The 24,269-nt window shown below is 59.0% G+C and carries 22 protein-coding genes; 16 read left to right on the forward strand and 6 right to left on the reverse strand.

What is annotated here, in order from left to right:
* Nucleotides 1-42: 42 nt before the first annotated feature.
* Both ACTHV6_RS02385 and ACTHV6_RS02390 read left to right on the forward strand, forming a co-directional pair.
* A complete protein-coding gene (locus ACTHV6_RS02385; protein WP_441385658.1) occupies nucleotides 43-765 on the forward strand; it encodes a hypothetical protein in 723 nt (240 codons plus the stop codon).
* Between the two features lie 105 nt (nucleotides 766-870).
* The gene (locus ACTHV6_RS02390) at nucleotides 871-1,764 is read left to right on the forward strand and encodes a GNAT family N-acetyltransferase (RefSeq protein ID WP_441385659.1); all 894 of its coding nucleotides are present in this window, start codon (nucleotides 871-873) and stop codon (nucleotides 1,762-1,764) included.
* Here ACTHV6_RS02390 and ACTHV6_RS02395 read toward each other — a convergent pair.
* The gene (locus ACTHV6_RS02395) at nucleotides 1,761-2,636 is read right to left on the reverse strand and encodes a patatin-like phospholipase family protein (RefSeq protein ID WP_441385660.1); all 876 of its coding nucleotides are present in this window, start codon (nucleotides 2,634-2,636) and stop codon (nucleotides 1,761-1,763) included. The two genes, ACTHV6_RS02390 and ACTHV6_RS02395, sit on opposite strands and share 4 nt — an antisense overlap.
* A 126-nt stretch (nucleotides 2,637-2,762) precedes the next feature.
* Between ACTHV6_RS02395 and ACTHV6_RS02400 the strand changes: the two genes are divergently transcribed.
* Nucleotides 2,763-4,118, forward strand: a complete 1,356-nt coding sequence (locus ACTHV6_RS02400; protein WP_441385661.1) for an MFS transporter — start codon at nucleotides 2,763-2,765, stop codon at nucleotides 4,116-4,118.
* Nucleotides 4,119-4,231: 113 nt separating this feature from the next.
* Here ACTHV6_RS02400 and ACTHV6_RS02405 read toward each other — a convergent pair whose 3' ends face one another.
* Nucleotides 4,232-5,521, reverse strand: a complete 1,290-nt coding sequence (locus tag ACTHV6_RS02405; protein ID WP_441385662.1) for a DUF4921 family protein — start codon at nucleotides 5,519-5,521, stop codon at nucleotides 4,232-4,234.
* Nucleotides 5,522-5,667: 146 nt separating this feature from the next.
* The gene (locus tag ACTHV6_RS02410) at nucleotides 5,668-6,609 is read right to left on the reverse strand and encodes an ROK family glucokinase (protein WP_441385663.1); all 942 of its coding nucleotides are present in this window, start codon (nucleotides 6,607-6,609) and stop codon (nucleotides 5,668-5,670) included.
* Nucleotides 6,610-6,666: 57 nt separating this feature from the next.
* On the opposite strand from ACTHV6_RS02410, the gene ACTHV6_RS02415 reads away from it, so the two are divergent.
* The 3 genes from ACTHV6_RS02415 (at nucleotide 6,667) to ACTHV6_RS02425 (ending at nucleotide 10,799) form a co-directional block, all read left to right on the forward strand.
* The gene (locus tag ACTHV6_RS02415; protein WP_441385664.1) at nucleotides 6,667-7,881 is read left to right on the forward strand and encodes an MFS transporter; all 1,215 of its coding nucleotides are present in this window, start codon (nucleotides 6,667-6,669) and stop codon (nucleotides 7,879-7,881) included.
* Between the two features lie 309 nt (nucleotides 7,882-8,190).
* Nucleotides 8,191-10,578 (forward strand): carbon starvation CstA family protein, encoded by a 2,388-nt coding sequence (locus ACTHV6_RS02420; protein ID WP_441385665.1) that lies wholly within the window; start codon nucleotides 8,191-8,193, stop codon nucleotides 10,576-10,578.
* Nucleotides 10,579-10,580: 2 nt separating this feature from the next.
* Nucleotides 10,581-10,799: a YbdD/YjiX family protein gene (locus tag ACTHV6_RS02425; RefSeq protein ID WP_441385666.1), complete on the forward strand. Its 219-nt coding sequence runs from the start codon at nucleotides 10,581-10,583 to the stop codon at nucleotides 10,797-10,799.
* A 131-nt stretch (nucleotides 10,800-10,930) separates the two neighbouring features.
* Here ACTHV6_RS02425 and mmuM read toward each other — a convergent pair whose 3' ends face one another.
* Nucleotides 10,931-11,908: a homocysteine S-methyltransferase gene (mmuM, locus tag ACTHV6_RS02430; protein ID WP_441385667.1), complete on the reverse strand. Its 978-nt coding sequence runs from the start codon at nucleotides 11,906-11,908 to the stop codon at nucleotides 10,931-10,933.
* Nucleotides 11,909-12,013: 105 nt separating this feature from the next.
* Between mmuM and ACTHV6_RS02435 the strand changes: the two genes are divergently transcribed.
* On the forward strand, nucleotides 12,014-13,558 hold the full coding sequence (locus ACTHV6_RS02435) for an amino acid permease (RefSeq protein ID WP_441385668.1): 1,545 nt from the start codon (nucleotides 12,014-12,016) through the stop codon (nucleotides 13,556-13,558).
* Nucleotides 13,559-13,695: 137 nt separating this feature from the next.
* On the opposite strand, the gene pcm is transcribed toward ACTHV6_RS02435, so the two are convergent.
* Nucleotides 13,696-14,430, reverse strand: a complete 735-nt coding sequence (pcm, locus tag ACTHV6_RS02440) for a protein-L-isoaspartate O-methyltransferase (RefSeq protein WP_441385669.1) — start codon at nucleotides 14,428-14,430, stop codon at nucleotides 13,696-13,698.
* A gap of 176 nt (nucleotides 14,431-14,606) precedes the next feature.
* Here pcm and ACTHV6_RS02445 point away from each other — a divergent pair, with 176 nt between their 5' ends.
* From ACTHV6_RS02445 to ACTHV6_RS02465, 5 genes are all read left to right on the forward strand, one after another.
* On the forward strand, nucleotides 14,607-15,185 hold the full coding sequence (locus tag ACTHV6_RS02445) for an alanine dehydrogenase (RefSeq protein ID WP_441385670.1): 579 nt from the start codon (nucleotides 14,607-14,609) through the stop codon (nucleotides 15,183-15,185).
* A 1-nt stretch (nucleotide 15,186) separates the two neighbouring features.
* The gene (locus tag ACTHV6_RS02450; RefSeq protein WP_441385671.1) at nucleotides 15,187-15,702 is read left to right on the forward strand and encodes an alanine dehydrogenase; all 516 of its coding nucleotides are present in this window, start codon (nucleotides 15,187-15,189) and stop codon (nucleotides 15,700-15,702) included.
* 223 nt (nucleotides 15,703-15,925) lie between these two features.
* On the forward strand, nucleotides 15,926-16,486 hold the full coding sequence (locus ACTHV6_RS02455; protein WP_441385672.1) for a TetR/AcrR family transcriptional regulator: 561 nt from the start codon (nucleotides 15,926-15,928) through the stop codon (nucleotides 16,484-16,486).
* Between the two features lie 56 nt (nucleotides 16,487-16,542).
* Nucleotides 16,543-17,547 (forward strand): type I glyceraldehyde-3-phosphate dehydrogenase, encoded by a 1,005-nt coding sequence (gap, locus tag ACTHV6_RS02460; RefSeq protein WP_441385673.1) that lies wholly within the window; start codon nucleotides 16,543-16,545, stop codon nucleotides 17,545-17,547.
* Nucleotides 17,548-17,652: 105 nt separating this feature from the next.
* Nucleotides 17,653-18,858: an arginine deiminase gene (locus ACTHV6_RS02465; RefSeq protein WP_441385674.1), complete on the forward strand. Its 1,206-nt coding sequence runs from the start codon at nucleotides 17,653-17,655 to the stop codon at nucleotides 18,856-18,858.
* A gap of 187 nt (nucleotides 18,859-19,045) precedes the next feature.
* Here ACTHV6_RS02465 and ACTHV6_RS02470 read toward each other — a convergent pair whose 3' ends face one another.
* On the reverse strand, nucleotides 19,046-19,414 hold the full coding sequence (locus ACTHV6_RS02470; RefSeq protein ID WP_441385675.1) for a DUF2218 domain-containing protein: 369 nt from the start codon (nucleotides 19,412-19,414) through the stop codon (nucleotides 19,046-19,048).
* 332 nt (nucleotides 19,415-19,746) lie between these two features.
* Here ACTHV6_RS02470 and dnaK point away from each other — a divergent pair, with 332 nt between their 5' ends.
* The 4 genes from dnaK to ACTHV6_RS02490 are packed head-to-tail and all read left to right on the forward strand — an operon-like array spanning nucleotide 19,747 to nucleotide 24,009.
* Nucleotides 19,747-21,627 (forward strand): molecular chaperone DnaK, encoded by a 1,881-nt coding sequence (dnaK, locus tag ACTHV6_RS02475; RefSeq protein WP_441385676.1) that lies wholly within the window; start codon nucleotides 19,747-19,749, stop codon nucleotides 21,625-21,627.
* Nucleotides 21,624-22,292, forward strand: a complete 669-nt coding sequence (locus tag ACTHV6_RS02480) for a nucleotide exchange factor GrpE (RefSeq protein WP_441385677.1) — start codon at nucleotides 21,624-21,626, stop codon at nucleotides 22,290-22,292. The genes dnaK and ACTHV6_RS02480 overlap by 4 nt, the downstream gene beginning before the upstream one ends.
* A 57-nt stretch (nucleotides 22,293-22,349) precedes the next feature.
* Nucleotides 22,350-23,360: a DnaJ C-terminal domain-containing protein gene (locus ACTHV6_RS02485; RefSeq protein ID WP_441385678.1), complete on the forward strand. Its 1,011-nt coding sequence runs from the start codon at nucleotides 22,350-22,352 to the stop codon at nucleotides 23,358-23,360.
* A 1-nt stretch (nucleotide 23,361) separates the two neighbouring features.
* Nucleotides 23,362-24,009 (forward strand): heat shock protein transcriptional repressor HspR, encoded by a 648-nt coding sequence (locus tag ACTHV6_RS02490; protein WP_441385679.1) that lies wholly within the window; start codon nucleotides 23,362-23,364, stop codon nucleotides 24,007-24,009.
* Nucleotides 24,010-24,269: the final 260 nt, after the last annotated feature.

Raw genomic sequence — 24,269 nt, forward strand, 5'->3', positions numbered from 1 at the left:
GAGGTTTTAGAGGTTTTAGAGGTTTTAGAGGTTGGAGGTCTCATGCGACGCTACATTGTAGCGATGACAGTTGTAATACCGGTGCTGCTGATCGCTGGCTGTGGGACCGGAACGGCTGAGAACTCAGCCACGGGCCAATCGTCTCCACAAGAGGCATCGGACGGCTATCCGGAGACTTGGGACGATAAGTTGGATGGCAAGTCGCGCGATGAACTGATTGAGGACTATCGGATTGAACTTTTGGCGAAGAGCACTGCGAATGCTCAGGAATATGGGGTGGACCTCGATATTGATTTGGAGGATTACCCGGTTATTCGAGTTCCTGAACCTGAAGAGATGCCGGAAGTTCAGGCTCAATGTCTGAGGGCTCAGGGGTTTGATGCCTATTCAAGTGCTGATGGTTCGGTGTGGACGGAATCGGTACCTGATGATCAGATACCCGCAAATAATCGGGCGTTCACTATCTGTGAGCTTCAGTATCCAATCGATCCGGTCACGAGTGGTCCATACCCGCGAGAAGCGCTCGATACTCTGTATGACTACGATATTTCCACAGTAGTGCCGTGCCTTGAGGAACTTGGTTACGTGGTGGAAGAGCCGCCAAGTAAGGAATCTTGGGTTGATGCGATGGTGGTTGAGGGAATCGCATGGAATCCATATGACAGTTTGAAGACAGGTGAGTTGGCATCCGACCATGCCAAGCTAGGCGAGATCTACACTGCGTGCCCGGATACACCCGCGGATTTCTGGCCCAGCTACGAATAGCCAGTGCACGCTGGTGGCTCCTGAGAGAATCCCCAGCCCTTCTCAAACCCCGTGCAAATCTGGCGAAACTGGCCGCTTCAGACCTTAGTCCCGTATTCTTGAGGCATGGCAATACGGGAGATCACCGCGATTGAGGTGGCGCAGCTGGCACCTCGGCTCGTTGATCATATGGCGCGCATTCGGCGAGACAGCGGTGCTTTGCGCCCGTCAGCCGTGGAATCTTTCAGGGCCACCCAGCTCCAGCGTTTTCGCGTGGGCACTCCATGCGATTCGCGCATCTTCGTCAACGATTCTCTTGACCAATGGCTATGGATCGATACCACGCTGGTGGATGTGTACGTGGAGCCTCCGGTGGAACCATGGGTTGACGCGCTGGCCGCCATCATGGGCGGCAAGGAGATCCTAGTCCACAGATTTTCCCACGGAGACAGCTTCGAATTCTTTGACGCCTTGGCCCTGCGGGAGATCGGGCATTACCTGACCGCTCACGTTCGTGTGTTGGGTGGCCTCCAAGAAGAGGGCCAAGAGCCGCTCAAACGAACAGATGTTTTCCTGCGGTCCATGAGCGCCGGCGAACTGGGCGAATTCACTGACGCAATTTGTGAATCGTGGGGCAGGCACCGCTCCGTCGTCGAACTCAATCAAACCGCGGACGAACTACGTAAGGACGCCGAGGCAACGATGCGCCGGACGTTGTACGATGGCGTCTCCACCCCCGGACACGAGGTTCTCGCGATCTGTACCGAAACGCAGGTGGTGGGCGGAATCTGGGTGGAAATAGACGGGAGCCACGCCAAACTCTGGAAGCTATACATCTACAGGCCCTATCGCGGCCATTCATATTCGCGCGGCGCACTCATCGCGCTGGGGGAGCGGCTGCGCGGCGAAGGTGCTAAGCGGATCCGGACCGAACTGCTGCCCACTCAGCACCATATCCGTGAGGTGTTCGAATCCGCCGGATTCACCCTCACCGAGAAGGTCGTGGGCGCTTCAGCCTAGAGTTCGAGGAAGCGAAGGAGATCCGGGAACATGCGGCGGATCTGAGCCTCGCCCGCATTATAGTTGGCCTGAAGCTTCGCCACGTTCTTCTCATGGTTGGAGACCATCATCTTGTCCGGGAAGTAAAGCCAAGCGCGGCCCTCGCGTTCCAGCTCAAACAGGCGGTCACGCGTGCGGTTGTAGTGCTGCCACCGGTTGATGAGGCCCTCGGCCACCGTGGGGTGCTCGCGGAAATAGCGGCGGAGAAGCTCCGGGCGCCTCGGGGCGGACTTGCGGTAGGAGCGCGGGCGGGTCATCACCACCACGAAATTCTCATAGCCGTCCGCCATCGCGGCATCCAGCGGGATTCCGCCCGATGGGCCCAGCGCACCATCCATGTACAGATCGCCATCCACCTCGATTGGGAGCATGAGGCCGGGCATCGTGGATGATGCGCGAACCTTCTTCATGAGGTCCTCTTGGCTGCGGATCGAAGCCTTGTCCCAGTAGACTTCCTGGCCATCCTCCACACGGTAGGCGCCGATCCGGAGGTTGGCTGGATGGTTCTGAAAAGCCTGATAGGGATAGGCCAGAGGTTGGCCCGGCATCGTGGCTGTTTCGTAGATATATTCTGCGTTGAAGTAGCCTTCGCCGCGCACGAACGTGCCAAGGCCGCCGATCTGCGGGCTGCCGAGGAAATCCACCCAGCACTCCTTCGTACGCTGGACGTCCCCTCCCAAGTAATTGATGGAATTCGAGGATCCAGCCGATATCCCCGAGACATGCGGGAACACGATGTTGTTTTCGATCAGGGAGACCACTACCGGCGATGTTCCGCTGGCGCGCATCCCGCCACCCTCGAACACGAGTGCCGTTTCTTCTAATTTTGGCATGGCTCTATTGTATCGAGGTGTGGCGCGTCTTGTAGAGGGAGGGCCGCAGGGCGTTCATGTGTTTGGTGTGGATCTGGTGCTGGGAAGAGGTGCGCCGGGCGCGGAGACTCCAGCTAGGATAGTCGGGTGCCTTCAAACACCCGTGATCAGTTCAACGCGCCTATTGAACCCTCCGAATACGATGAGGGTTCGGTACTCGCGGGTGGCTTGACGAATCCAGCGGGGCGCCGTGACGCACCCGCAACGCTTGCCGATCCACCCGGATCCCTCAATAAGAATCGTGCATTCAACTTCCTATGGGCAGGCGAAACCGCCAGCCAGTTCGGTTTCCAAGTGGCCGGGCTGGCCACATCCACCACGGCCATTGTGGTGTTGCATGCCACCGAGGGCCAAGTGGGCATACTCAACGGTTTGCAGACTCTCGCCTTCCTTCTAATCGGGCTGCCAGCGGGCGCATGGGTGGATCGCTGGCGAAAGCGCCGCACGATGATTGTTGCGGATCTGGCCCGCATGCTCGCACTTGCCTCCATCCCGGTCGCGTGGGCATGTGATGCGCTGACGATCTATCACATGATGATCGTGGTGACGATCTTTGGCTTCGGGACTGTCTTCTTTGACGTGGCCTACCAATCGCTGGTTCCCTCAATCGTCCGAAATAGCCAGATTGGCCAAGCCAACGGGCGGCTCGAAGCGTCCTTCCAAGTGGCGCGAGTGGGTGGGCCCGGGCTTGCCGGATGGCTCATTGGGGTATTCAGTGCGCCGGTCACGTTTGGGCTGACGGTGGGTACGCTCGGGTTTTCTGCGGCGGCCATCGCCTCGATCCCCGGCAAGGAAGAGAAACCCGATCCGCCGAAGGACACAGTGCTATGGCACCAAGTCCGAGACGGCATCAGTTACGTGAAGAATGAGCCGCTGCTCGGCCCATTGTTCGTGTGTATCGCTTTCAACGCGTTGTTTGGGCAGGGGGTCTTCACTTTGCTACCCGTGTTGGCGCTGCGCGAGATGGGGCTTGATGCCCAAACGCTTGGCACACTTCTATCCTTCGGCGCCGTGGGAGGCCTGATTGGGGCTGGCATCAATCGGGGTGTTGTGGCACGCCTTGGGGATGGGCACACGATCGCCGCGTTCAGCATCACGGCCAGCCTCATCAACTTCGGCCTTCCCTTTGCTGCGCTTGCCGGGGCTAACGGTTGGATTGTTCTAGTGAGTGTCGGCTTCTTCCAATCACTGTTCCAGACGGTTTACAACATTGTGCAGCTCAGCCTGCGCCAGCGGATCTGTCCTCGCTACTTGCTGGGGCGCCTCAACGCCACGTTCCGGTTCGCCGTATGGGGCGTCATGCCCATCGGTTCGGTGACCGCCGGGTTCTTGGCTAGCGTGATTGGCGTGGTACCCGCGATGTTCGTGTTTCTGGCCGGGGCGCTGTGCGCGTCGATTGCTCTGGCCTTCACGCCAGTTGCCAAGCGCAATCGGATCGATTAGGTGGATTCTGGATCGTAATACGCGAGTAGCTCCGGATATGACCGAGCTACTGTCATATGCCGAGCTGGGGCCGCGGAAGGCTACGGCGCGGCGGCCCATCACGGAGAAAGCCCCTAGTGCAGCGCGCGGTTGTACCTCAGCGAGTTGACCCTGCAGGCGCATTCGGTGGCGATGTTGATGTCGCGGGCGATTTTGCCCTCGGCGCGCAGTTCCAGTAGGGCGGGAACAACGCGATCGCGCAAACTCCACGGATCGATGGTGTTGACGTAGATCTTCGTGCCACCCTCGAATCCCGCGAGGGTGGAAACCCGCCACTTCAGATGGATCCGCCACGGCATGCGCACGTCCAGATCGCGGGGCTGGCAGTACCATTCCTCGTTGGTGGGGATGTGAGGGCCGGTGGCGGCGTGCATGGCATGTACAAGATCGGAGACGTCACGCAGCTCTTCATTGCTGTGCTCCCAGGGCTGGCAGTTGGCCGAACGGGACCAAACTTCCAGAGTGGGGTAGCGGTGCCCGAAGCCGGCGATGGCCACGGCGTTCTTGTTCTCCGCAATCACGAGGTTCTGGAAGCCTGCATAATCCACGGCCACTTCGTTGTACAGGTTGGGGTTGTTGCGGACCTTAGGGGTTTCCATGCGGGCGTTGACGGAGCGTTCATCGATGGCAACGAGCTGCTTGTGTAAGTGATCGAAGGATGCGCCGGCAGGCTTCAGCCAGTTCTGGAACACCTGAACGTACTTGGCGTAGCGGTTGGCTTCGTAGATATCCCGCATAGTGTCAACCGTCAGGCGCATGTACCAAAGGTGTTCGAGCGGCGTGAGCGTACCGGAGGAGGCGAGCTGCGAGGAATCCTCCGCGCCCTCCACGAAGTGCCGTTGGGCAACCACAAGATCGTGGCATCCCCCGAAGAACGGCTTGGCCAACTCGAGCTTTTGCCATTCTTCCAGCTTTTCGCCCATGTGCTTTCGTTCGATGACGGAGAGAATGTGGGCGCGACCGGCCGGATCGGAGAGGTAGCGCTCCATGCGTTCCTGGGCCGCCACTGGCATCTGGTAGCCATAGTTCTTTGTCCAGTAATCGTAGGAGACGATTTCGAACAGGTTGGGGATGCGCCGAAATTCCCATGGCTCGGCCAGATCATCCACGCGAGTATCGCGGCGGATCTTGCCGGTATCGCCATCACGAACTATGCGGGCCTTTTCTGGAGGCGTCTCAAGCACCCTGTCGCTGCAGAACGAACACGCCTTATCCCGGTCCTCAATAGGCGCGGCATCCGGAACGGCAACGGCGAGCGGCCTGTTCGCCCTGCCAGGAACCGTCCATACCTCGGTGCCAGAGAACGGGTTCAGCTGTTTGATAGTGCCGTCTGCCATTGTGGTCAGCTGCGGTGAAATCTGCATAACTTCAGGCTAGTCCTCTGTAGGTGACGTGGGCGGGCCGCGGTGTGGCGCGCCTCGCATAGTATACGCGGTTCGGGCGCACTGGCACGGAAGAAGGCTGGCTAGCCCCGCCGCGCTAAGCGGCACCGCCACGTGTGCGCGTTTGATCAGCTACGCGCCAGATCCGCGGCTCCGATGATCCCGGCCTCATTGCCAAGTGTTGCCACGCCAATCGGAATGGTGGGGCGGAACGTGCGTGCGGTCAGCGAGCTTTCGAATGATCTGCGGGTGGGATCCAGCAGCAGATCCCCGGCTTCACACACGCCGCCGGCCAGCACGAACATTTCTGGGTCCAGCAGGGCTGCCAGATCCGCCAGCCCCTTGCCCATGTAGTAGCCGATCTGGTTGAAGCATTCGGCGGCAAGGGCATCACCCTCTTGGGCGGCCTGCGTCACCATAAGCCCCGTGATGCCCTCGGGCTTTCCGCGGCCCAGCTCCAGCAGGCGTGTGGCCACGGCGGGGGATTCGGTGGCGAATTCGCGGGCCGCGCGCACCAGCGCGTTCCCGGATGAGTAGGCTTCCCAGCACCCCTTGAGCCCGCACCCGCACAGTTTTCCGTCCGGCACCAATCCGATGTGGCCGATTTCCGCGGCGAACCCGTGCGCCCCGCGCAGGAGTTGGTTGTTCATGATGACGCCGCCGCCAATTCCGGTTCCCACGGTGACGAGGATGGCCGATTTTGTTCCGGAGGCCGCCCCGAACCTGAATTCTGCCCAAGCAGCTGCGTTCGCATCATTTTCGACGACGACGGCCCGTCCCGTCCGCTCCGAGACCCGGACTGCGAGGGGCTCGTTTCGCCACGCCAGATTGGGGGCGAACACAACGGACTTTCTGTCCGCATCCACAAATCCGGCTGCGCCAATCCCGATGGCCTCGGCTTCATATGACTTCCCAAGCTCATTGACGCACTCAGTGATCACCGCCACGACGGAGTCAGGATCTCCGGCGGGAGTGGGCTTGCGAACATACGCAAGGATTTCGCCAGATTCGGAAACTGCTCCCGCAGCTATTTTGGTGCCGCCAACATCAACGCCGATTGTTACGCTCATGGTGTCTAGTCTATGGGAGACTAGGCAGGTTTGTTGACCGTCAAAGGAAGAAGATCCGTGAAACTTGGACGCCAGTTTTCGGCGCTAATGATCGGCGTGATTGTTTTGGTTGCGCTCAACCTGAGGCCAGCGCTCACCTCGGTTGGTCCGATCACTCAGTTCATTCAGGAAGATACTGGGTTGAGCACTCCGGGGATGGGGTACTTGGCGTCTATCCCTGTGCTGTGTATGGGCATCGGTGCGCTTGTCACCCCCTGGATCATCCGGAGAATTGGTCTGGACTTCACCGTTGTGGCGGGCCTGAGCGCGCTCGCGGTGGTGCTCATCATTCGGTCATTCGTGCCGGGTGTTGGCCTGTGGATCGGCACCGTTGGGATCGGGCTAGCGATCGGTATCCTCAACACCACGTTGCCGCCTATCATCAAGCGAGACTTCCCAACTCGCGCCGCCACTGTCACAGGCGTCTATTCCGCCACCCTCACACTCAGTTCGGCCATTGCGGCCGGAATCGTTGTGCCGATCACCGGGGCAACATCGTGGAAGATCGGACTCGGGATATGGGCGTTCATGGCGCTCATAGGACTCCTCGCGTGGGGGATCTCCATGCATGCGCGCGGAACCTTCTCCGAAGCCGCCCGCACCACGGCCGGTTCGGCTCCCGCGCCACGTGGGCTACGTGGAGCTGTGGACGGGCCAGCTGCCGCTCAACGTCCTATCCTCACCAATCCTCTGGCGTGGGCGGTCACTGCCTTTATGGGCACACAGAGCTTGCTCTTCTATATGTTTGTCCAGTGGTTGCCAGAAATTGAGCAGACCCACGGCGTTGCCCCCGAACTTGCCGGCGTTCACATGTCCTTCTTTCAGATCGCCGGATTGGTGGCCACTCTGGCGCTTACTGCCCTTCAGAGAGAGCGCGCCGATCAGCGCCTAGCGGCCTTGACCTCCTGTTCCCTGTGGATCATCGGCCTTGCAGGATTCCTCTTTGCTCCCGGCCTCGCACTAGTTTGGGCGATCATCATGGGCGCAGGATCGGGAGCAACGTTTGCGCTCAGCCTGACCTTCATTAACACACGTACGCGCAACTCCCACGAATCCTCCCGCCTGTCCGGTATGAGCCAGTCGGTGGGCTACATGATCGCGGCTGTGGGCCCCACCCTTGGTGGAGCACTGGGCGATGCCTTGGGATGGAACGCCGTGATCACGCTGGCGATCGTGCTGGCAGCGCTCGTCATGCTGATTGGCATGGTGGCAGGCAGTGATCGCAAGATTTAGTACTGCCCTCGTCGTCGTTCGTCGTCGTCGTCGAAAACTTAAAATCGGAGACGTCTCCGGAGCCGGGCGTATACGTTTCTTTGCGGGCTTCCTCACTCATTTTCCTCAAAGTATCGCCGGAGTAATTACCGAGTAAATGGCGAAATCTCGCGCTTTTTGAGGGTGATTAATCGCTGCAATGGGCATACACTCGTAACGTACCCCAGATTCTTTCAGGTACTTGTGCCTAGGGAGGGCAATAGAGCGTCCCTAGACTTATTCGCGGGCCGAGGTGGCCCGAGTTCACCGTCTAAGAAATCGAGAGTTTCAATGGAGCAGCAAAACTCTACTGAGATTCCTTCCTACACAGTCGAGGAAGAGAAGCTCATCATCCGCAACAAGGCGGGTGTCCCGGTTGGCGTGAAGCCGCAGAATAATTGGACCTGGAAGAAAATCCTGCTTTGGGTGCTGATCACGGCACTCGGCGTGACGGGATGGACAATTCTGGCGATTATTCGCGGTGAACAGGTGAACACGGTGTGGTTCGTGATCACCGCCGTGTGTACGTACGCGATCGCCTATCGTTTCTACGGGCTGTACATTCAGCGCAAGATCATGCGGCCGAACGATTCGAATGCCACCCCAGCTGAGCGCATCAACAACGGCAAGGATTACGATCCCACACATCGCGTGGTGCTCTATGGTCACCACTTCGCTGCGATCGCCGGTGCTGGACCGCTGGTCGGGCCCGTGCTAGCCGCTCAGATGGGCTACCTGCCCGGCACCCTGTGGATCATCTTCGGCGTGTGCGTTGCTGGCGCCGTGCAGGACATGCTGGTGCTGTTCTTCTCCATGCGCCGCGGCGGGCGTTCGCTCGGCCAGATGGCGGTGGATGAAATTGGCAAGGTGGGCGGCACGGTTGCCACGATCATCGTGCTGGTTATGCTCATGATCGTTCTTGCCGTGCTGGCGATGATCTGTGTGAACGCTCTGGCGGAATCTCCGTGGGGCGTGTTCTCCGTTGGCTGCACCATCCCGATTGCTGTGTGCATGGGGTTGTGGCTGCGATTCGTCCAGCCGGGGAAGATCACGCAGGTTTCGTTTGTTGGTTTCGGTGCGCTCATGGCCGTGATCATTGGCGGGCGCTGGGTTGCTGAATCCGATTTTGGACAGCAGTACCTGCATCTTTCCCCCACCGCTCTGGTGTGGTGCATGATCATTTACGGCTTCTTCGCCGCCGTTTTGCCGGTGTGGGTGCTTCTTACCCCGCGCGATTACCTCTCCACCTTCATGAAGGTTGGGACCATCGTTGTGTTGGCCGTTGGCATTATCGTGGTGCGGCCCATCGTGGAGATGCCAGCCGTGACCGAGTTTGCCTCGAACACGGAGGGGCCGGTGTTCGCTGGAACGCTGTTCCCGTTCCTGTTCATTACCATTGCCTGCGGTGCCCTCTCGGGAATGCACGCAACGGTTTCCTCCGGCACCACACCGAAGATGATTCAGAAGGAAAGCCAAGTCCGCATGATCGGCTACGGCGGAATGCTCATGGAATCCTTCGTGGCCGTGATGGCTCTCGCAGCCGCCGCCTCGCTGAACCAAGGCATCTACTTCGGCATGAACACCTCTGAGGCCACGATCGATAATCTGGCCGGAACCGCGATCACCGAAACCACCGATAGCCGCAGTGACATCACCGCCGAGGCCGTCAAGAACCTTGGCGTCACCGATGCCCGCGGAGATTCCATTCGCGCTGCGTGGGATTCGTGGGATGAAGATGGCGTTGACACGATGTACTACGATGGCGAGGCCTTCGAAATGCTGGCCAACGATGTGGGCGAGCCGTCCGTGACCTCCCGTACCGGTGGCGCTCCAACGCTGGCCGTCGGAATCGCGAACATCCTCCACCAGATCGGTGGCGGGCGCGCCATGATGGGGTTCTGGTACCACTTCGCCATCATGTTTGAGGCCCTGTTCATTCTTTCGGCCGTTGATGCCGTCACCCGTGTGGCCCGGTTCCAAGTCTCGGACGCGTTGGGCGCCTTCAGCAAGAAGTTCCGTGATCCCTCATGGCGCACCGGTGCATGGCTTTCCACCGCCCTTGTTGTGGCGGCGTGGGGTTCCATGCTCTTGATGGGCGTGACCGATCCGCGAGGCGGCATCCAGACGTTGTATCCGTTGTTCGGCATCGCGAACCAGTTGATAGCGGCGGTTGCCTTGCTGCTGTGCTGCGTTGTTGTGGTGCGCAAGGGATACGCCAAGTGGGTGTGGATTCCTGCCATTCCGTTCGTATTCGATACGGCGGTAACCTTCACGGCGTCGTGGCAGAAGATCTTCTCTGCGGATCCCAATATCGGCTACTGGCAGCAGTGGCGCGATGCGCGGGCTCTGCGCGATACGCTCACCGATCCGGAGGCGATCTCGATTCAGGGCGATATCATCCGCAACACGTTCATTCAGGGGACCATGTCCATCGTGTTCCTTGTGTGTGTTGCGTTCGTTATCGTGTGTGCGTTGCTTCGGATCGTCAAGACCCTGCGAACCAAGGACACCACCACGTCCGAGGATCCCATTCAGGAGTCCAACTTCTTTGCCCCGCATACCCTCGTGGCATCCAAGCTGGACAAGAAGCTGGGCAAGGAATACACCCTGACCGGCGATCCCAACCTGATCCCCGGGCACACGGCGCATCATCGCCACCACGAAGAGGACGCCAAGTAACCATGGGCCACCTCGTTCACGCGGCCGTTGCCCAAGCTGTTCGCGCGAAACTCCACACGTGGCGCGGCCTCTGGCGCGATTTCACGGGAGAATCCGCGTACGAACACTACGTGGAACGCCACCGCCGTGAGCACCCGGATCACGAACCGATGTCCGAACGCGAGTTCTGGCGCGATCGCGCCGCATTCGATGAAGATAACGTTTCCACCGGGTGTTGCTAGCTTCGGCTAGTTGGCCTAGAGCCGGGAGCGCTTTGCACACGTTGAGTTGTGCGGGCGCTTCCGGTTTTTGGTTTTTAGGACGACGACGGCGACGGCGATGGCGGCGAGCTTAGCTTGCTACAACCATGGCGCTACATCCATTGTGCGGCGGCCTTCGCCATGGTGGCGATGTCGTGGGGGCTCACGCGGCAGCAGCCTCCTATAAGGCGGGCACCGGCGTTGACTAAGGCGGGAACTGAATCGGCGATCGAGGATGGCCCAGCGGCGCCGGTCCATGCGCGTGCCTCATGGTCCCACTCTTCGCCGCTGTTTGGATAGGCCGCAAAGGGCAAGTTGGTGACCGGCCTGAGGGCGCGGAGGGCGGCCAGTGCATCGGCGGCGCTGCAGCAGTTGACGCCGATGGCGCGTATCGATGGCGTGTTGACGGCAATCTGGGCTACCTCGGCAAGGGGCGTTCCATCGCGTAGCTGGCCGTCCGCCACGGTCACACTGAGGATGGCGGGGAGGGGTATCTTTTCGAGTTCTTTGGCTAGCGCCTCCACCTCAAGGATGCTTGGAATCGTTTCGGCCAGCAGGAAATCGGGCTGAGATTTGGCTAGCACCTGAATGCGGCGGCGGTGCCATTTCTGCAACTGGGTGACGGTTAGGCCGTACTGGCCGTCATATTCGGTACCTGGGCCTGGACCTGCGCCGTAGGGGCCAATCGATGCGGCAACAAGGCGCTTGCGGCCCACGGGTGGTGTGAGATCGGCGGCCTCGCGGGCAACGCGCACGCTTTCCCGTAAAAGCTCTTCGGTTTGGGCTTCGGTGGCTCCCGCCTGTTCTAGACCGTCGAACGTCACCTGATACGAGCATGTGGTGGCAACATCTGCGCCGGCTCGGAAGAAATCCTCGTGGGCGGCGCGAACCTCGCTGGGATTGTTGCGAAGTATGGTGGCGGACCACAGGGCGCCCGTGATGTCGTTTCCACGCGCCGCCAGATGGGTGCCCAAACCGCCATCCAACATCACCGCGCGATCTGTTGAGAGGAGGGCGTCGAGGGAGGATGCGTTGGAAGAGGAGGCGTTGGAAGAGGAGGCGTTGGGAGAGGTATCGGCCGCTGCAGTCATAGCCTGAGGATACGGGAAAACTTCTCAGTATCTGAGTACCGCAAGACAATACCCCTCTAATCCCATAGGTTGAGTCCTAGCATAGGTGCGAACAGAAGGATCACTGTGAATGTCCCAGATTCTCATACCCCGCAGTCAGTAGGTGGCTCTAGTGGTACTGCAAGCGGTGCCGTTAGTGGCGCTGTGAGCAGTGACGTGGCAAGTGGCGCCTTGGCAAGTGGCGCCGCTGGCAATGGCGCGGCGGCGGATCAGCCCACCGAGCATTCCAATCTCCAGCGCACAATGGAATCCCGTCACCTCGTCATGATCGCACTGGGCGGCGTGATCGGGTCCGGTCTGTTCGTCTCTTCTGGCTACACGATTTCGCAGGCTGGACCGCTCGGGGCCGTGCTGGCGTACGCTGTTGGCGCCTTGGTTGCCTATCTGGTCATGACGTGTCTTGGTGAGCTGGCGGTGGTGTACCCGGTATCCGGCGGATTCCATGTGTATGCCACCCGAAACCTGGGGCCCGCTTGGGGCTTTGCAACTGCTTGGCTGTACTGGATGTGTTGGGCGGTGGCGCTCGGCAGCGAGTTCACGGCCTCGGGAATCCTCATGCAGCGATGGTTCCCCAGTGTTCCCGTGTGGGTGTGGTGTCTGATATTTGCCACAGTGCTTTTCACAACGAACGCCATTTCATCACGCGTTTTCGGGGAGAGCGAGTTCTGGCTGTCGCTTGTCAAGGTTGTCGCCGTACTGGCACTCATTATCGTTGGCGGTGCGGCAATTCTCGGATTGAATCCTCTGGTGGATGGCTCTATCGGTCTCGGCAACTTCTCCACATCGGAAGGGCTTTTCCCCACTGGGTTCGGCGGCGTATTCATCACAATCCTCGCCGTGTTCTATGCCTTCAGTGGCACTGAATTGATTGGCGTTGCTGCCGGCGAGGCCAAGGATCCTTCGCGGGCTATTCCCCGAGCCGTGCATACTGCGGTCATTCGCCTGACGGTGTTCTTCATTGGCGCGATTTTCGTGATCGCGGCCATTGTCCCCTTTGAAACAGCCGGCACGGACGAAAGCCCGTTTGTCACCGTATTTGAGATGGTCGGATTGCCGGGGGCGGCCGACGTCATGAACTTCGTGATCATCACCGCGCTTCTTTCGGCGGGTAACTCCGGGCTCTTCTCCTGTTCCCGGATGCTTCATTCTCTTGCTGCCGAAGGCCAAGCCCCGAAGATACTTGCTCGCACTACTCGCCGCGGTATTCCGCTGATTGCTCTATGTATTTCACTGGCGTGTGGCCTTGCCTCGTTGCTTTCCAGCATCGTCGCCCCCGGCAGTCTCTTCCTCGCACTCGTCTCGATCGCCGGGTTTGCGGTTGTGGCTGTGTGGATTGCCATCGTCGCTTCGCATATCGCTTTCCGCCGCCGGTATATCCGGGAAGGCGGCAGTGTTGAGGACTTGGCCTATCACTCTCCACTGTTCCCCATTGTGCCGATTGTGGCGCTGACGCTTCTGGGAATCTCTCTGGTGGGTGTTGCTTTCGATCCGGCCCAGAATGCGGCCCTGTGGTTCGGGCTCCCCTTCACTGCCGCTTGCCTAGGCTACTTCCGATGGAGGCACGGGCCCGGTGTGTTCCGCCCGGCACCTGCTGTTCGCCAACAGGTCTAACTCCCATGCTGACACATAGTTCGGGTCTTGGCTCCCTCAACTGGGTTTAGCTTCCGCTGTTCGGTACTAGGTCTTACTCCCGTAGTCTTGATAGTTCAGCCCGTGTGGTTGTAGGTGTTCCGCTCCTGTTGCCGCCACTAATCTTCGACGAGCGGGACAAATCGGAACGCGCCGTGATTGCTGATCTCAACGCCCCCATCGCGGCGCATCACTCGCTTCATCGTGGTGGCCACGGGTATTACCATGATCCCCTCATCGGCCAGCTGGTTGCAGAGCACGTCAGGAATCTGCGGAGCCGCGGCCGATACGAGGATTCGGTCAAAGGGCGCCTCCTCCGGTAGCCCCAGGGTCCCGGAGGCCGCCTCAAGGATGTGCGCTCCGCCGGACGTGGGGTGATCAACGGTGCTGGCGTGATCAACGGTGTTAGGGTGGATGGCGTCGCTGGGGCGGTTGCCTGCGCCGGCGTGATCGAAACCCGCATGTTTGGCGAGTGCTTCGCGCGCCCGTTCGATGAGGGGTGCACGGCGCTCCACGCCCCATACTGTGCCGGATTCGCCCACGAGGCGCGCCAGAAGCGCGGTGGTCCACCCCGAGCCGGAACCGACATCCAAGATCCTCAGGCCGGGCTGAACGTCCAACAGCGTCAGCATGAATGCCACCGTGTAAGGTTGCGAATTCGTTTGGCTTTCGCCTATCGGCAATGGGCCGTCGTAGTGCGCAAGGTGCTTGACGCTTTCAGGAAGGAAATCCGCGCGGGGGACCTCTGCCATCGCCTGCATGACGCGATCATCCAGCGGTATCTCATCATATTCGGCCATTGCGTCACCTTCCTCGGTGCTGCCTGATGTGCGGCCCACGGCCTGCCTATCCATCTATCTGTCCATTCTCTTTCATGCAAGCTCTCATGCATAGCCAGCGGGCTCGAGTTTTGCTTCTTTGCGGTAAGTTGGAATCAGGAAGAATTTAGCGGCCCGCTAATACACAGCCGTTGGCTGGTCCGCTCGTTACTTCGTCAACATGTGTCAGATATTCGCGATAGGAGAATGGGATGCTCATAGGAGTTCCGAAAGAGGTCAAGAACAACGAGTTCCGCGTAGCCGCCACGCCAGCCGGAGTTGCTGAGCTGACGGGGCTAGGCCACCAAGTTCTTGTTGAAATGGGAGCCGGAATCGATTCTTCGTTTAGCAATGAGGAATACGCCAGCGCCGGTGCCAGCCTTGTGGACACAGCGGAAGAGGTGTGGGCTCGCGCGGAGATGATTCTCAAGGTCAAGGAGCCTATCGCCAGCGAGTACCCGTTGATCCGCGAGGGGCAGATACTCTTTACTTATCTTCATCTGGCCGCCGACCGCCCGCTCACGGAGGCGTTGGTTGCCTCCGGTGCCACGGCCATAGCGTATGAGACTGTCCAACTACCAGACAGGTCACTTCCGTTGCTGGCACCGATGTCTGTTATCGCCGGACGGCTCTCTGCCCAAGTGGGAGCCAACGAGCTGATGAAACCCAACGGTGGGCGGGGCTTGTTGCTCGGAGGGATCCCCGGGGCGCCGCGGGCACATGTTGTGGTGATCGGTGGGGGGTACGGCGGGAGAAAACGCTGCGGCCAATGCGATCGGGTTGGGTGCTGAAGTGAAGATTTTGGATGTGGACCTTGCCCGGCTGGCGTATCTTGAAACGCGCTTTGACGGGCGCGTGACAACCCTCCGTTCTTCGCCGCAAACGGTTGCTGCGTCAGTCCGGGACGCCGATCTAGTGATCGGATCGGTCCTGATCCCCGGTGCCAGTGCTCCGAAACTTGTCACTGATGAGATGGTTGCTGCGATGAGTCCAGGATCCGTACTGGTGGATATCGCCATCGATCAGGGCGGATGCTTTGAGGGATCACACCCCACCACACACGATGATCCGACCTTCGCTGTGCACAACTCGATCTACTACTGCGTGGCGAACATGCCGGGTGCAGTTCCGCGCACGTCCACCATTGCTCTGACGAATGCCACCATGAGCTACGTTGTGGCCTTAGCGGGCAAGGGGAAGCTGGCGCTCGTGCAAGATGAGGCACTGGCCAAGGGCTTGAATGTTGATGCTGGGCGAGTTGTGAATGGTGCTGTTGCCGCCGCTCACGGTTTGGCCCCGGTTTCCTGACTTTCACCGGTACCTCCGGCTATATTCCGGTGCCTCAGGTTCACTCCGGCCCATCGTGAGTTGTTCTGGCGCGTCCTGACTTCGTCTGATTCGCACCAGGAGTCCTGACTTCGTCTGATTCACTTTGGCCCGCCTGACTCGCCTGCGACACCGGCCCTGCCTTGATCCGACGCCTGCTTCGTCACTCTTGAATCTGTACCTACCTATAGGTACAGTGTTTTATGTGGATTCCAGAGACCGATTGATCGAAGCGATGAGTGACCTGTTGTGGGAGCGTGGATACTCAGCAACAAGCCCTCGAGAAGTGCGTGAGCGCTCGGGAGTGGGCCAAGGAAGTATGTACCATCATTTTCCCTCAAAGCGTGACCTAGGCATCGCCGCAATCAAACACAACTGCGATGCTTTGCTCCCTCCCACCCGCGATGTGCTTCTGGGGTCCGAAAGCCCGATGGAACGTCTCACCGCTTATCTCAGCCGCGAACATGAGCCGCTGCTTGGTTGTAAAGTCGGTCGGCTTACTCAGGATCCCGAAGTGGCTAACGATTCAGAAATGCTCGCTCCTATTAATGAGGCCTTCGCGCAGGTGCATTCCATGCTGGTAAAAGTTATCGGCGAGGCCGTGGAGCATAAGGAAATTCCTGATCATCTCGACCCTGACAGGCTCGCCGATTTGCTCATGGTGACGATCCAAGGGGGCTACGTATTGGCTATCGCAGCCCAAGATAGGGGTCCATTTGATCGGGCGCGTTTGGCAGCCCTTGATCTACTCAATGCCCACCTGTGAACAATGTCTAGCCGTTAACGACGTTCAACTATTAAACGTGTGAAAGGAATATTGACATGACTGTACGAATTGGAATCAATGGATTTGGCCGAATCGGCCGGACCTACCTGCGTGCCGCGCTGGCAAATGAGGCGGACATTGAGATTGTTGCGGTCAACGATCTCACCGATCCGTCAACTCTTGCCGATTTGCTGGAGTGGGACTCCATCTCAGGGCATCTGGACGGAGTCTCATCTGAGGGCGACGTGATCAATGTGGGCGGACGCCCCATTAAGGTATTGTCCGAGCCAGATCCAGCCGCTATCAAGTGGGGCGATGTGGGAGCCGATGTAGTCATCGAATCCACAGGTCGATTCACCGATGCCTCGAAGGCTCGCGCTCATCTAACTGGTGGCGCCAAAAAGGTGATTATCTCTGCGCCGGCGAAGGGCGGCGTGCCAACGTTCGTGCTGGGCGTCAACGATGAGAATCTTGATCCCGCCTCCTCCGACGTATTCTCCAATGGCTCGTGCACCACGAACTCGTTGGCACCTCTGGCCAAAGTTCTCAATGATTCCTTCGGGATCGAAACTGGGCTCATGACAACTGTTCACGCATACACCGGTGATCAGAAACTGCATCACGCACCACATGGAGATCTGCGGCGTGCACGTGCGGCAGCACTTTCCACGATCCCTACCTCATCCGGCGCTGCCAAGGCGATCGGAACAGTGATCCCGGAACTGGATGGAAGGCTCACGGGCTTTGCCCTGCGCGTTCCCGTTCCGGTGGGGTCGATTACCGATCTCACAGCGGTACTTCCTCGAGAGGTGAGTGCTGAGCAGGTCAACGCGGCATTCAAGGAAGCATCGGAATCTGGAAGCTTGGCCAAGTACGTGCAGTACTCGACGGCCCCGATTGTGTCCTCTGACATCGTTGGTAACCCGCATTCGACGATCTTTGACGCGCCTTTGACCGAGGTTGCTGGGCGCCAAGTCAAGGTTCTGGGTTGGTATGACAACGAATGGGGCTTCTCTAACCGTTTGGTGGAGTTCTCCGAACGTATCGGCGCCGGCATCTGATTCAACTGATGAGAACCGATCTACTGAGGTTCTAGCTCTAGCTCTGGCACTGGAGGGGACGGGTGTGAGCTCGTCCCCTCCATCGCTACCGTTACTATGGGTGTCATGGGTATCGCATCCGAGACCGGGCGCTTGCGCCAAGTGATTGTTCACAGGCCAGGAAGGGAGCTCGCGCGGGTGACTCCATCCACGATGGATTCGTTGCTTTATGATGACGTGCCGTGGGTGGAGAAGGCTCAGGCTGAGCACGATGGATTCACCGCGGCACTTCGGCAAAATGGCACCGAAATTCTCTACCTAGAAGAGTTGCTCGCTGAAGCCCTAGAAAACTCCGAGGCGCGCGACTATGCGCTGACTACTACCTTCGATCCTCGGTCCTATGGAGTTGCCGTGGCAGGTGCTCTTGCTGATTACGCCGCAACGCTTTCACCTCAAGCGCTGGCTGAACTGCTCATATGTGGCTTGACCAAAGATGAGTTGGTGGCTGCGCAGGGTGAGGCTCCCTCTTCTCTCTATTTAGCGGCTCTCGGTCCCGGAGACATGACATTCTCCTGCCTGCCAAACCACCTTTTTACGCGTGATTCCTCCGCTTGGATTTACGACGGCGTGTCCGTACACTCCTTGAATCGCAGGGCGCGGCGCCGGGAGACGGTCAACATGACCATCATCTACACGTGGCACCCTGCTGTTGCCGCCACCCACCGCTGGAACAATGGCACGGCAGATGGCCCGGCTGCGATCGAAGGTGGCGATATCGCCGTCCTGAATGACAACACCGTGCTTGTGGGAATCTCCGAGCGCACAACGCCTCAGGGCGTGGAACGCCTAGCCGCAGATCTCTTCGCCTCAAGCCCCGCCAAGCGGGTTGTGGCACTGAATGTCCCGAAAAAGCGGGCGTTCATGCATTTGGATACGATCCTCACGATGGTGGATCCCGAGTCCTTCTTGGCCTATCCGGGGCAGATGGAATCAATGGTGGTGACCCCCGCTGCCGCAGGACGGCTCAGCGTGTCCACCCATGCTCCTGATGAGATGTGGAATGTCATTGCCGGAGCCATGGGCCGCGCGTCAGTACGCGTGTTGACGCCGGAGGCATCGCCCACGGAAGCAGAGCGCGAGCAGTGGCACGACGGGTTCAACGTTCTGGCTGTCGAGCCGGGAAAGGTCATTGCCTACAGCCACAACTCGCATTGCAATGATTTCCTGCGTGCCAATGGAGTTGACGTTTCGGAGATTTCTGGCAGTCAGCTCGGCCGCGGCCGAGGTGGCCCGCGATGCATGAGCTGCCCAACCCGGCGCGATCCTGTGTGACCACCGGCCCGCACGGAGAGAGGATCGTCACATACATCGCGTTGTCCTGGGCATGTGGTTGAACGAACTCCGGTTAGCGACACGTGTTCTCTCTGGGCGCAAAACCGGTTAAAGTATAAAGATGCGCCGCTCGGGAGGTGTGTCAGCAAGGGTCCGAGCGGCGCAACTTAGTTTTATTGATATTCAGTTATGACTTCTGCCGAGCTTTACGTGCCTCGGCGAAGGCCTTCATATCCTCTTCTGAGTACGGGCCCTGAACGGTTCCCGCCTCACCCGATTCGCGGTTCCAAGAGACTGTCAGCGCATCTTTCGAACCAAATCGTGCTAGATGTACGCCAACGACTTCTTCGAGCTGTGCGGCTTCTGAATCGTCAGCAACAAGTTCTAGCGTAAGGACATCATCGCCAGCGGAAAGATGGACCTTTCCGCGGCCATGGAAGTCAAGATGACCAGATTCTCCGGTCCACTCACCCAGAATCTTGCGACTCATGTGGCCAACCAACTGCTTGCCATATCGCACTGGGCGATCTGTGGCCACAACAGCTACCGACTTCATGAGGCTCCTTCCGAGTTAGGTGTTCCTAACCTCAATGAATATCGTGCCGTAAATGTTGCGTAAATGGAACCCCGTGACCTATATGTCTTGCGTCACACCTACCGCCTGTGATGAATCAGCCAACGGCGATCAGAGGCTGGATGCGGGCCGTCGTCGTCGTCGAAAATCATTGAAAACTCGCCTTTTATGAGTGCTTGGGAATAGAATCTACTCCTCTAAAGTTGAGTATGGTGGACTCAAGAATGGGAGAGCTTAGTGGACATAAGTTCTTCCGCCAGACAAACTATTGATGTAACGCCGCGAAAGCGGTTGGAAATGACAAGGAGAATCACATGGCACGTGCAATTGGTATTGATCTTGGTACCACGAACTCTTGCGTAGCAGTTCTGGAAGGCGGTGAGCCCACCGTCATCGCGAACGCTGAGGGTTCGCGCACCACCCCATCGGTTGTGGGCTTTCTAAAGACCGGTGAAGTTGTTGTTGGCGAGGTGGCCAAGCATCAGGCTGTGACGAATGTGGATCGGACCGTTTCGTCCGTCAAGCGTCACATGGGTACCGATTGGTCCGTGACGATCGATGAGACCAAGTACAACCCGCAGCAGATTTCCGCCTTCATTCTGCAGAAGCTGAAGAAGGATGCGGAATCTTACCTTGGCGAACCTGTGACCGATGCTGTGATCACCGTTCCCGCCTACTTCAACGATGCCCAGCGCCAGGCAACCAAGGATGCTGGCTCCATCGCTGGCCTCAACGTCCAGCGCATCGTGAATGAGCCAACCGCGGCCGCGCTGGCTTACGGGCTTGAGAAGGGCAAAGAGGACGAAGAGATCCTTGTGTTCGATCTTGGTGGCGGCACGTTCGACGTTTCGCTTCTGGAGGTTGGTAAGGACGACGACGGGTTCTCCACGATTCAAGTTCGCGCCACGTCCGGTGACAACAAGCTGGGCGGCGACGATTGGGATCAGCGCGTAGTGGACTGGCTGGTTCAGCAGGTCAAGTCCTCCTCCGGTGTGGATCTGTCCAAGGACAAGATTGCGCTGCAGCGCTTGCGTGAAGCCGGCGAGAAGGCGAAGAAGGAGCTTTCTTCGGCCACCACGACCAATGTTTCGCTCCCCTACATTTCTATGTCTGCCGACGGCACTCCTCTCCACGTGGATGAGACCCTCACCCGCGCGAAGTTCGAGGAGATGACGAAGGATCTGCTGGAGCGGACTAAGGCTCCGTTCCACAACGTCATTCGTGATGCGAGCGTGAAGATTGACGAAATTGATCACGTTGTGCTGGTTGGTGGCTCCACGCGTATGCCGGCTGTGACGGATGTTGTGAAGTCCTTGACCAACGGGCGCGACCCCAACAAGGGCGTCAACCCCGATGAGGTTGTGGCCGTGGGTGCTGCCCTGCAGGCTGGCGTTATCACCGGTGACCGCAAGGACGTGCTGCTTATTGACGTGACGCCGCTATCCCTTGGTATTGAGACCAAGGGTGGCATCATGACCAAGCTGATCGAGCGCAACACCGCTATCCCGACCAAGCGCAGCGAAACCTTCTCCACCGCTGAGGACAATCAGCCTTCCGTGGCAATTCAGGTATTCCAGGGCGAGCGCGAGTTCACCCGCGATAACAAGCCGCTTGGCACCTTCGAGCTGACCGGGATTGCGCCGGCTCCTCGTGGCCTGCCCCAGATTGAGGTCACCTTCGATATCGATGCCAACGGCATCGTGCACGTGTCCGCAACCGATAAGGGAACGGGCAAGGAGCAGTCCATGACCATTACCGGCGGATCTGCCCTTCCGAAGGAAGACATTGACCGCATGGTCAAGGAGGCCGAAGCGCACGCGGCAGAAGATGCCGCCCGCCGCGAGGAAGCCGAGACCCGTAATCAGGCCGAGCAGACGGTGTACTCCATCGATCAGCTCCTCAAGGACAATGCCGATAAGCTGCCAGACGAAGTTGCAACTGACGTTCGCGAAGCCGCCGACAAGGTGCGTGAGGCTCTGAAGGGTGAGGACACGGACGCGATCAAGTCCGCTCTCGAGGAGCTCAACGAGAAGTCGCAGGCTATCGGGCAGGCGCTGTACTCGGCTGCTCAGGCGGATGGTTCTGGTGCCGAAGGCGCTGAGGGCTTCACGGAGGCTGGCGCTGCCGGTCAGGGTGGCTCGGATGATGACGTTGTAGACGCCGAAATCATTGATGATGAGGATGATAATAAGTGAGTGAAGAGAACCTGAATCAGGTTCCCGGAGAGTCTGACGAGGCGGCTGAGGCTCAGGCTTCGGCCGCCGCGGAAGGCGCCGGTGCGAGCAGTGCTGGAGACTCTGGGGAATCCTCTGAATCCAGTGTGTCCGCTGAATCTGGCGGGGCTCAGGGTTCGGGAGAAGCCGCGAGTTTGGACGGAGCTGAGAGCATGGATGAAGAGCTCACGGATCCGTTAAGTGAGGCGATGAATACCATCTCTTCGCTTGAGGACCAGTTGGCCCGTGCGCGTGCTGACATCTATAACGTCCAGCAGGAGTACAACTCCTACGTGCGCCGCTCGAAGCAAGAAGGCGTCACGCGAAAGGATGAGGGGATCGCGTCAGTGATCGATAATCTCCTCCCTGTGCTAGACGATATCGAGCTGGCTCGCCAACACGGAGACCTTGAAGGACCAACGGGACAAATTGCCGAGAAGATCGAACAGATCCTCACTACCAACTATCAGGTAGAACGCTTTGGCGCTGAAGGAGACGAATTCGATCCGAACATTCATGAGGCGCTCATGCACCAAACCTCGGATGATGCAACATCCGAAACGGTGTTTGCGCTGATTCAACCGGGATATCGTCAGGGTGAAAAGCTTCTGCGCGCAGCGCGTGTGGGAGTGGTATCCCCTGAGTGAGATTAGTTGGTGCGCCACCTTTCGAGGTGGCGCACCTTTCAAAGGAGGTGAGGCGTGATGGCAGGTGCCAGTCAAGACTGGATGGAGAAAGACTTTTATAAGGTCTTAGGCGTGTCTAAGGACGCCTCAGCTGATGAGATCAAGCGGGCCTACCGCAAACTGGCCAAGCAGTATCATCCGGATCGCAACCCCGGCGATAAGACGGCTGAAGATCGGTTCAAGGGAATTGGAGAGGCCTATCAGGTTCTTTCCAATCCGGAGGATCGTAAGCAGTACGATGCGATCCGTGCGCTTGCAGGCGGCGGCCCGAGGTTTGCTGCCGGAAGCAACGGGGGCGGTGCTGGGTTCGAGGACATCTTCAACATGTTTGGAGGGGGAGCCGGTGGACCTGGCGCGAGCGGTGGAAACGGTGGAAACGTGCGTTTCTCCACGAATCCCGGAGGCGCTGGTGGCTTCGAGGATATCTTCTCCATGTTCGGTGGGGGTGGTGGATTTGGTTCCTCCCGGCGCCCGCAACGTGGTCAGGATCTTGCCAGTGAGGTCTCCATCCCGCTGCGCGATTCCGTATCCGGAACAACCGTGAAAATGACAGGTGCCGATGGGCGTACTGTCACTGCACGGATTCCTGCGGGGGTATCCAACGGGCAGAAGATTCGCATCAGCGGCAAGGGTGGGCCTGGAGCAAACGGTGGCCCAGCTGGCGATATCCTCGTGACCATCCACGTAGAAAAGCATCCTGTGTACGAGGTTCGTGGCAGCGACGTGTACGTGGATGTTCCCGTGTCCTTCGGGGAAGCGGCAATCGGCGGCACGGTTGAAGTACCTACACTCGAGGGAAAGAACGTGTCAGTCAAGATTCCCGAGGGCTCATCTACGGACAAGCTTCTGCGTGTCAAGCATCGTGGCCTAGCCAAAGGCAAGCTTACGCGTGGCGACATGTATGTACGCTTGAAGGTGATGGTTCCTAAGAAGATGTCTGACGAGGCTCGGCGGGCGGCAGAGCTGTTCGCCGCCGCAACGCGAGATGCCGATCCGCGTGCGGAGTTCATGAAATTAGCAAGGAGTTAACATGGCGATCGCTGGGCGTGATGCCGCAATTCTGACGGTGTCCGTAGCCGCCGAGTTGGCAGGCATGCACCCTCAGACAGTCCGCCAGTATGACCGCATGGGGCTGGTGCCCGCCAAGCGCACGCGCGGCGGTGGGCGCCGGTACTCCCTTGCTGATGTTGACAAGCTAACGGCGATACAGGAGCTCTCCCAGAGCGAGGGCATCAATCTTGCCGGGATTTCCCGGATCTTCGCCTTACAGGTGGAAAACGAACAGCTCCGCCAGCAGAACACTCGGCTGCGTAAGCGGGCGCGAGATCTTCAGGACCGGCTAGATCGCAGGCAGGCTCTGGACCAGCGGGTGTTCGCTGCCGATGTTGATGGTGATGTCACGCTCTTTAGGCGCGCCAAGGAGTTGCGTGACCGGCGAATGGGTCGCGGTGCGGATTCCGGGTCCCGCGGATCGAGCTCTGGTGCACGTGCCCAGAGTGCGGATGGCCGTGGGCAGGGTGCTGGCAGCGGGCAAGGCGCCGGTGGCGGGCAAGGCGCAGGCGGCCGTGGACAAGAGCCCAGATCTGGCGGCCGGGTTGTTGGATCAGAGATCTATCCCCATGCCCGTGCCGAGATCGTGATCTGGCGGCCCGCGGTGTTTCCGCACAACCCTGAGTGATGTGCAGCGCACTAGGCGAAGTTCCCACCCAACACGTTTCCCACCCAACACGGGCTCTCCATCCACTCACGTCCGTATGCTGTAGTAGCCGTGCGTATGTGACCGGCTTACACAGCATGCGGAATTGAATCTGCGCTGTGAGGTGGGAGTTTGATCTTGCACGTCCGCTCACCTCCGTATGTTGTAGTAGCTGTGCGTATGTGACCGTGTGATGTCTCAGGACTTTGGTGACAGTTCTGTATCAGGACTTTGGTGACACT

It is taken from the genome of Ancrocorticia sp. (assembly GCF_052089425.1).
Taxonomy (GTDB): Bacteria; Actinomycetota; Actinomycetes; order Actinomycetales; family Actinomycetaceae; genus Ancrocorticia.

Bases quoted from the DNA above. Each gene is read 5' to 3' on its own strand.
- ACTHV6_RS02385 (WP_441385658.1), top strand. From the start codon at position 43: ATGCGACGCTACATTGTAGCGATGACAGTTGTAATACCGGTGCTGCTG.
- ACTHV6_RS02390 (WP_441385659.1), top strand. From the start codon at position 871: ATGGCAATACGGGAGATCACCGCGATTGAGGTGGCGCAGCTGGCACCT.
- ACTHV6_RS02395 (WP_441385660.1), bottom strand. From the start codon at position 2,636: ATGCCAAAATTAGAAGAAACGGCACTCGTGTTCGAGGGTGGCGGGATG.
- ACTHV6_RS02405 (WP_441385662.1), bottom strand. From the start codon at position 5,521: ATGCAGATTTCACCGCAGCTGACCACAATGGCAGACGGCACTATCAAA.
- ACTHV6_RS02410 (WP_441385663.1), bottom strand. From the start codon at position 6,609: ATGAGCGTAACAATCGGCGTTGATGTTGGCGGCACCAAAATAGCTGCG.
- ACTHV6_RS02420 (WP_441385665.1), top strand. From the start codon at position 8,191: ATGGAGCAGCAAAACTCTACTGAGATTCCTTCCTACACAGTCGAGGAA.
- ACTHV6_RS02425 (WP_441385666.1), top strand. From the start codon at position 10,581: ATGGGCCACCTCGTTCACGCGGCCGTTGCCCAAGCTGTTCGCGCGAAA.
- mmuM (WP_441385667.1), bottom strand. From the start codon at position 11,908: ATGACTGCAGCGGCCGATACCTCTCCCAACGCCTCCTCTTCCAACGCC.
- pcm (WP_441385669.1), bottom strand. From the start codon at position 14,430: ATGGATAGGCAGGCCGTGGGCCGCACATCAGGCAGCACCGAGGAAGGT.
- ACTHV6_RS02445 (WP_441385670.1), top strand. From the start codon at position 14,607: ATGCTCATAGGAGTTCCGAAAGAGGTCAAGAACAACGAGTTCCGCGTA.
- gap (WP_441385673.1), top strand. From the start codon at position 16,543: ATGACTGTACGAATTGGAATCAATGGATTTGGCCGAATCGGCCGGACC.
- ACTHV6_RS02465 (WP_441385674.1), top strand. From the start codon at position 17,653: ATGGGTATCGCATCCGAGACCGGGCGCTTGCGCCAAGTGATTGTTCAC.
- ACTHV6_RS02470 (WP_441385675.1), bottom strand. From the start codon at position 19,414: ATGAAGTCGGTAGCTGTTGTGGCCACAGATCGCCCAGTGCGATATGGC.
- dnaK (WP_441385676.1), top strand. From the start codon at position 19,747: ATGGCACGTGCAATTGGTATTGATCTTGGTACCACGAACTCTTGCGTA.
- ACTHV6_RS02485 (WP_441385678.1), top strand. From the start codon at position 22,350: ATGGCAGGTGCCAGTCAAGACTGGATGGAGAAAGACTTTTATAAGGTC.
- ACTHV6_RS02490 (WP_441385679.1), top strand. From the start codon at position 23,362: ATGGCGATCGCTGGGCGTGATGCCGCAATTCTGACGGTGTCCGTAGCC.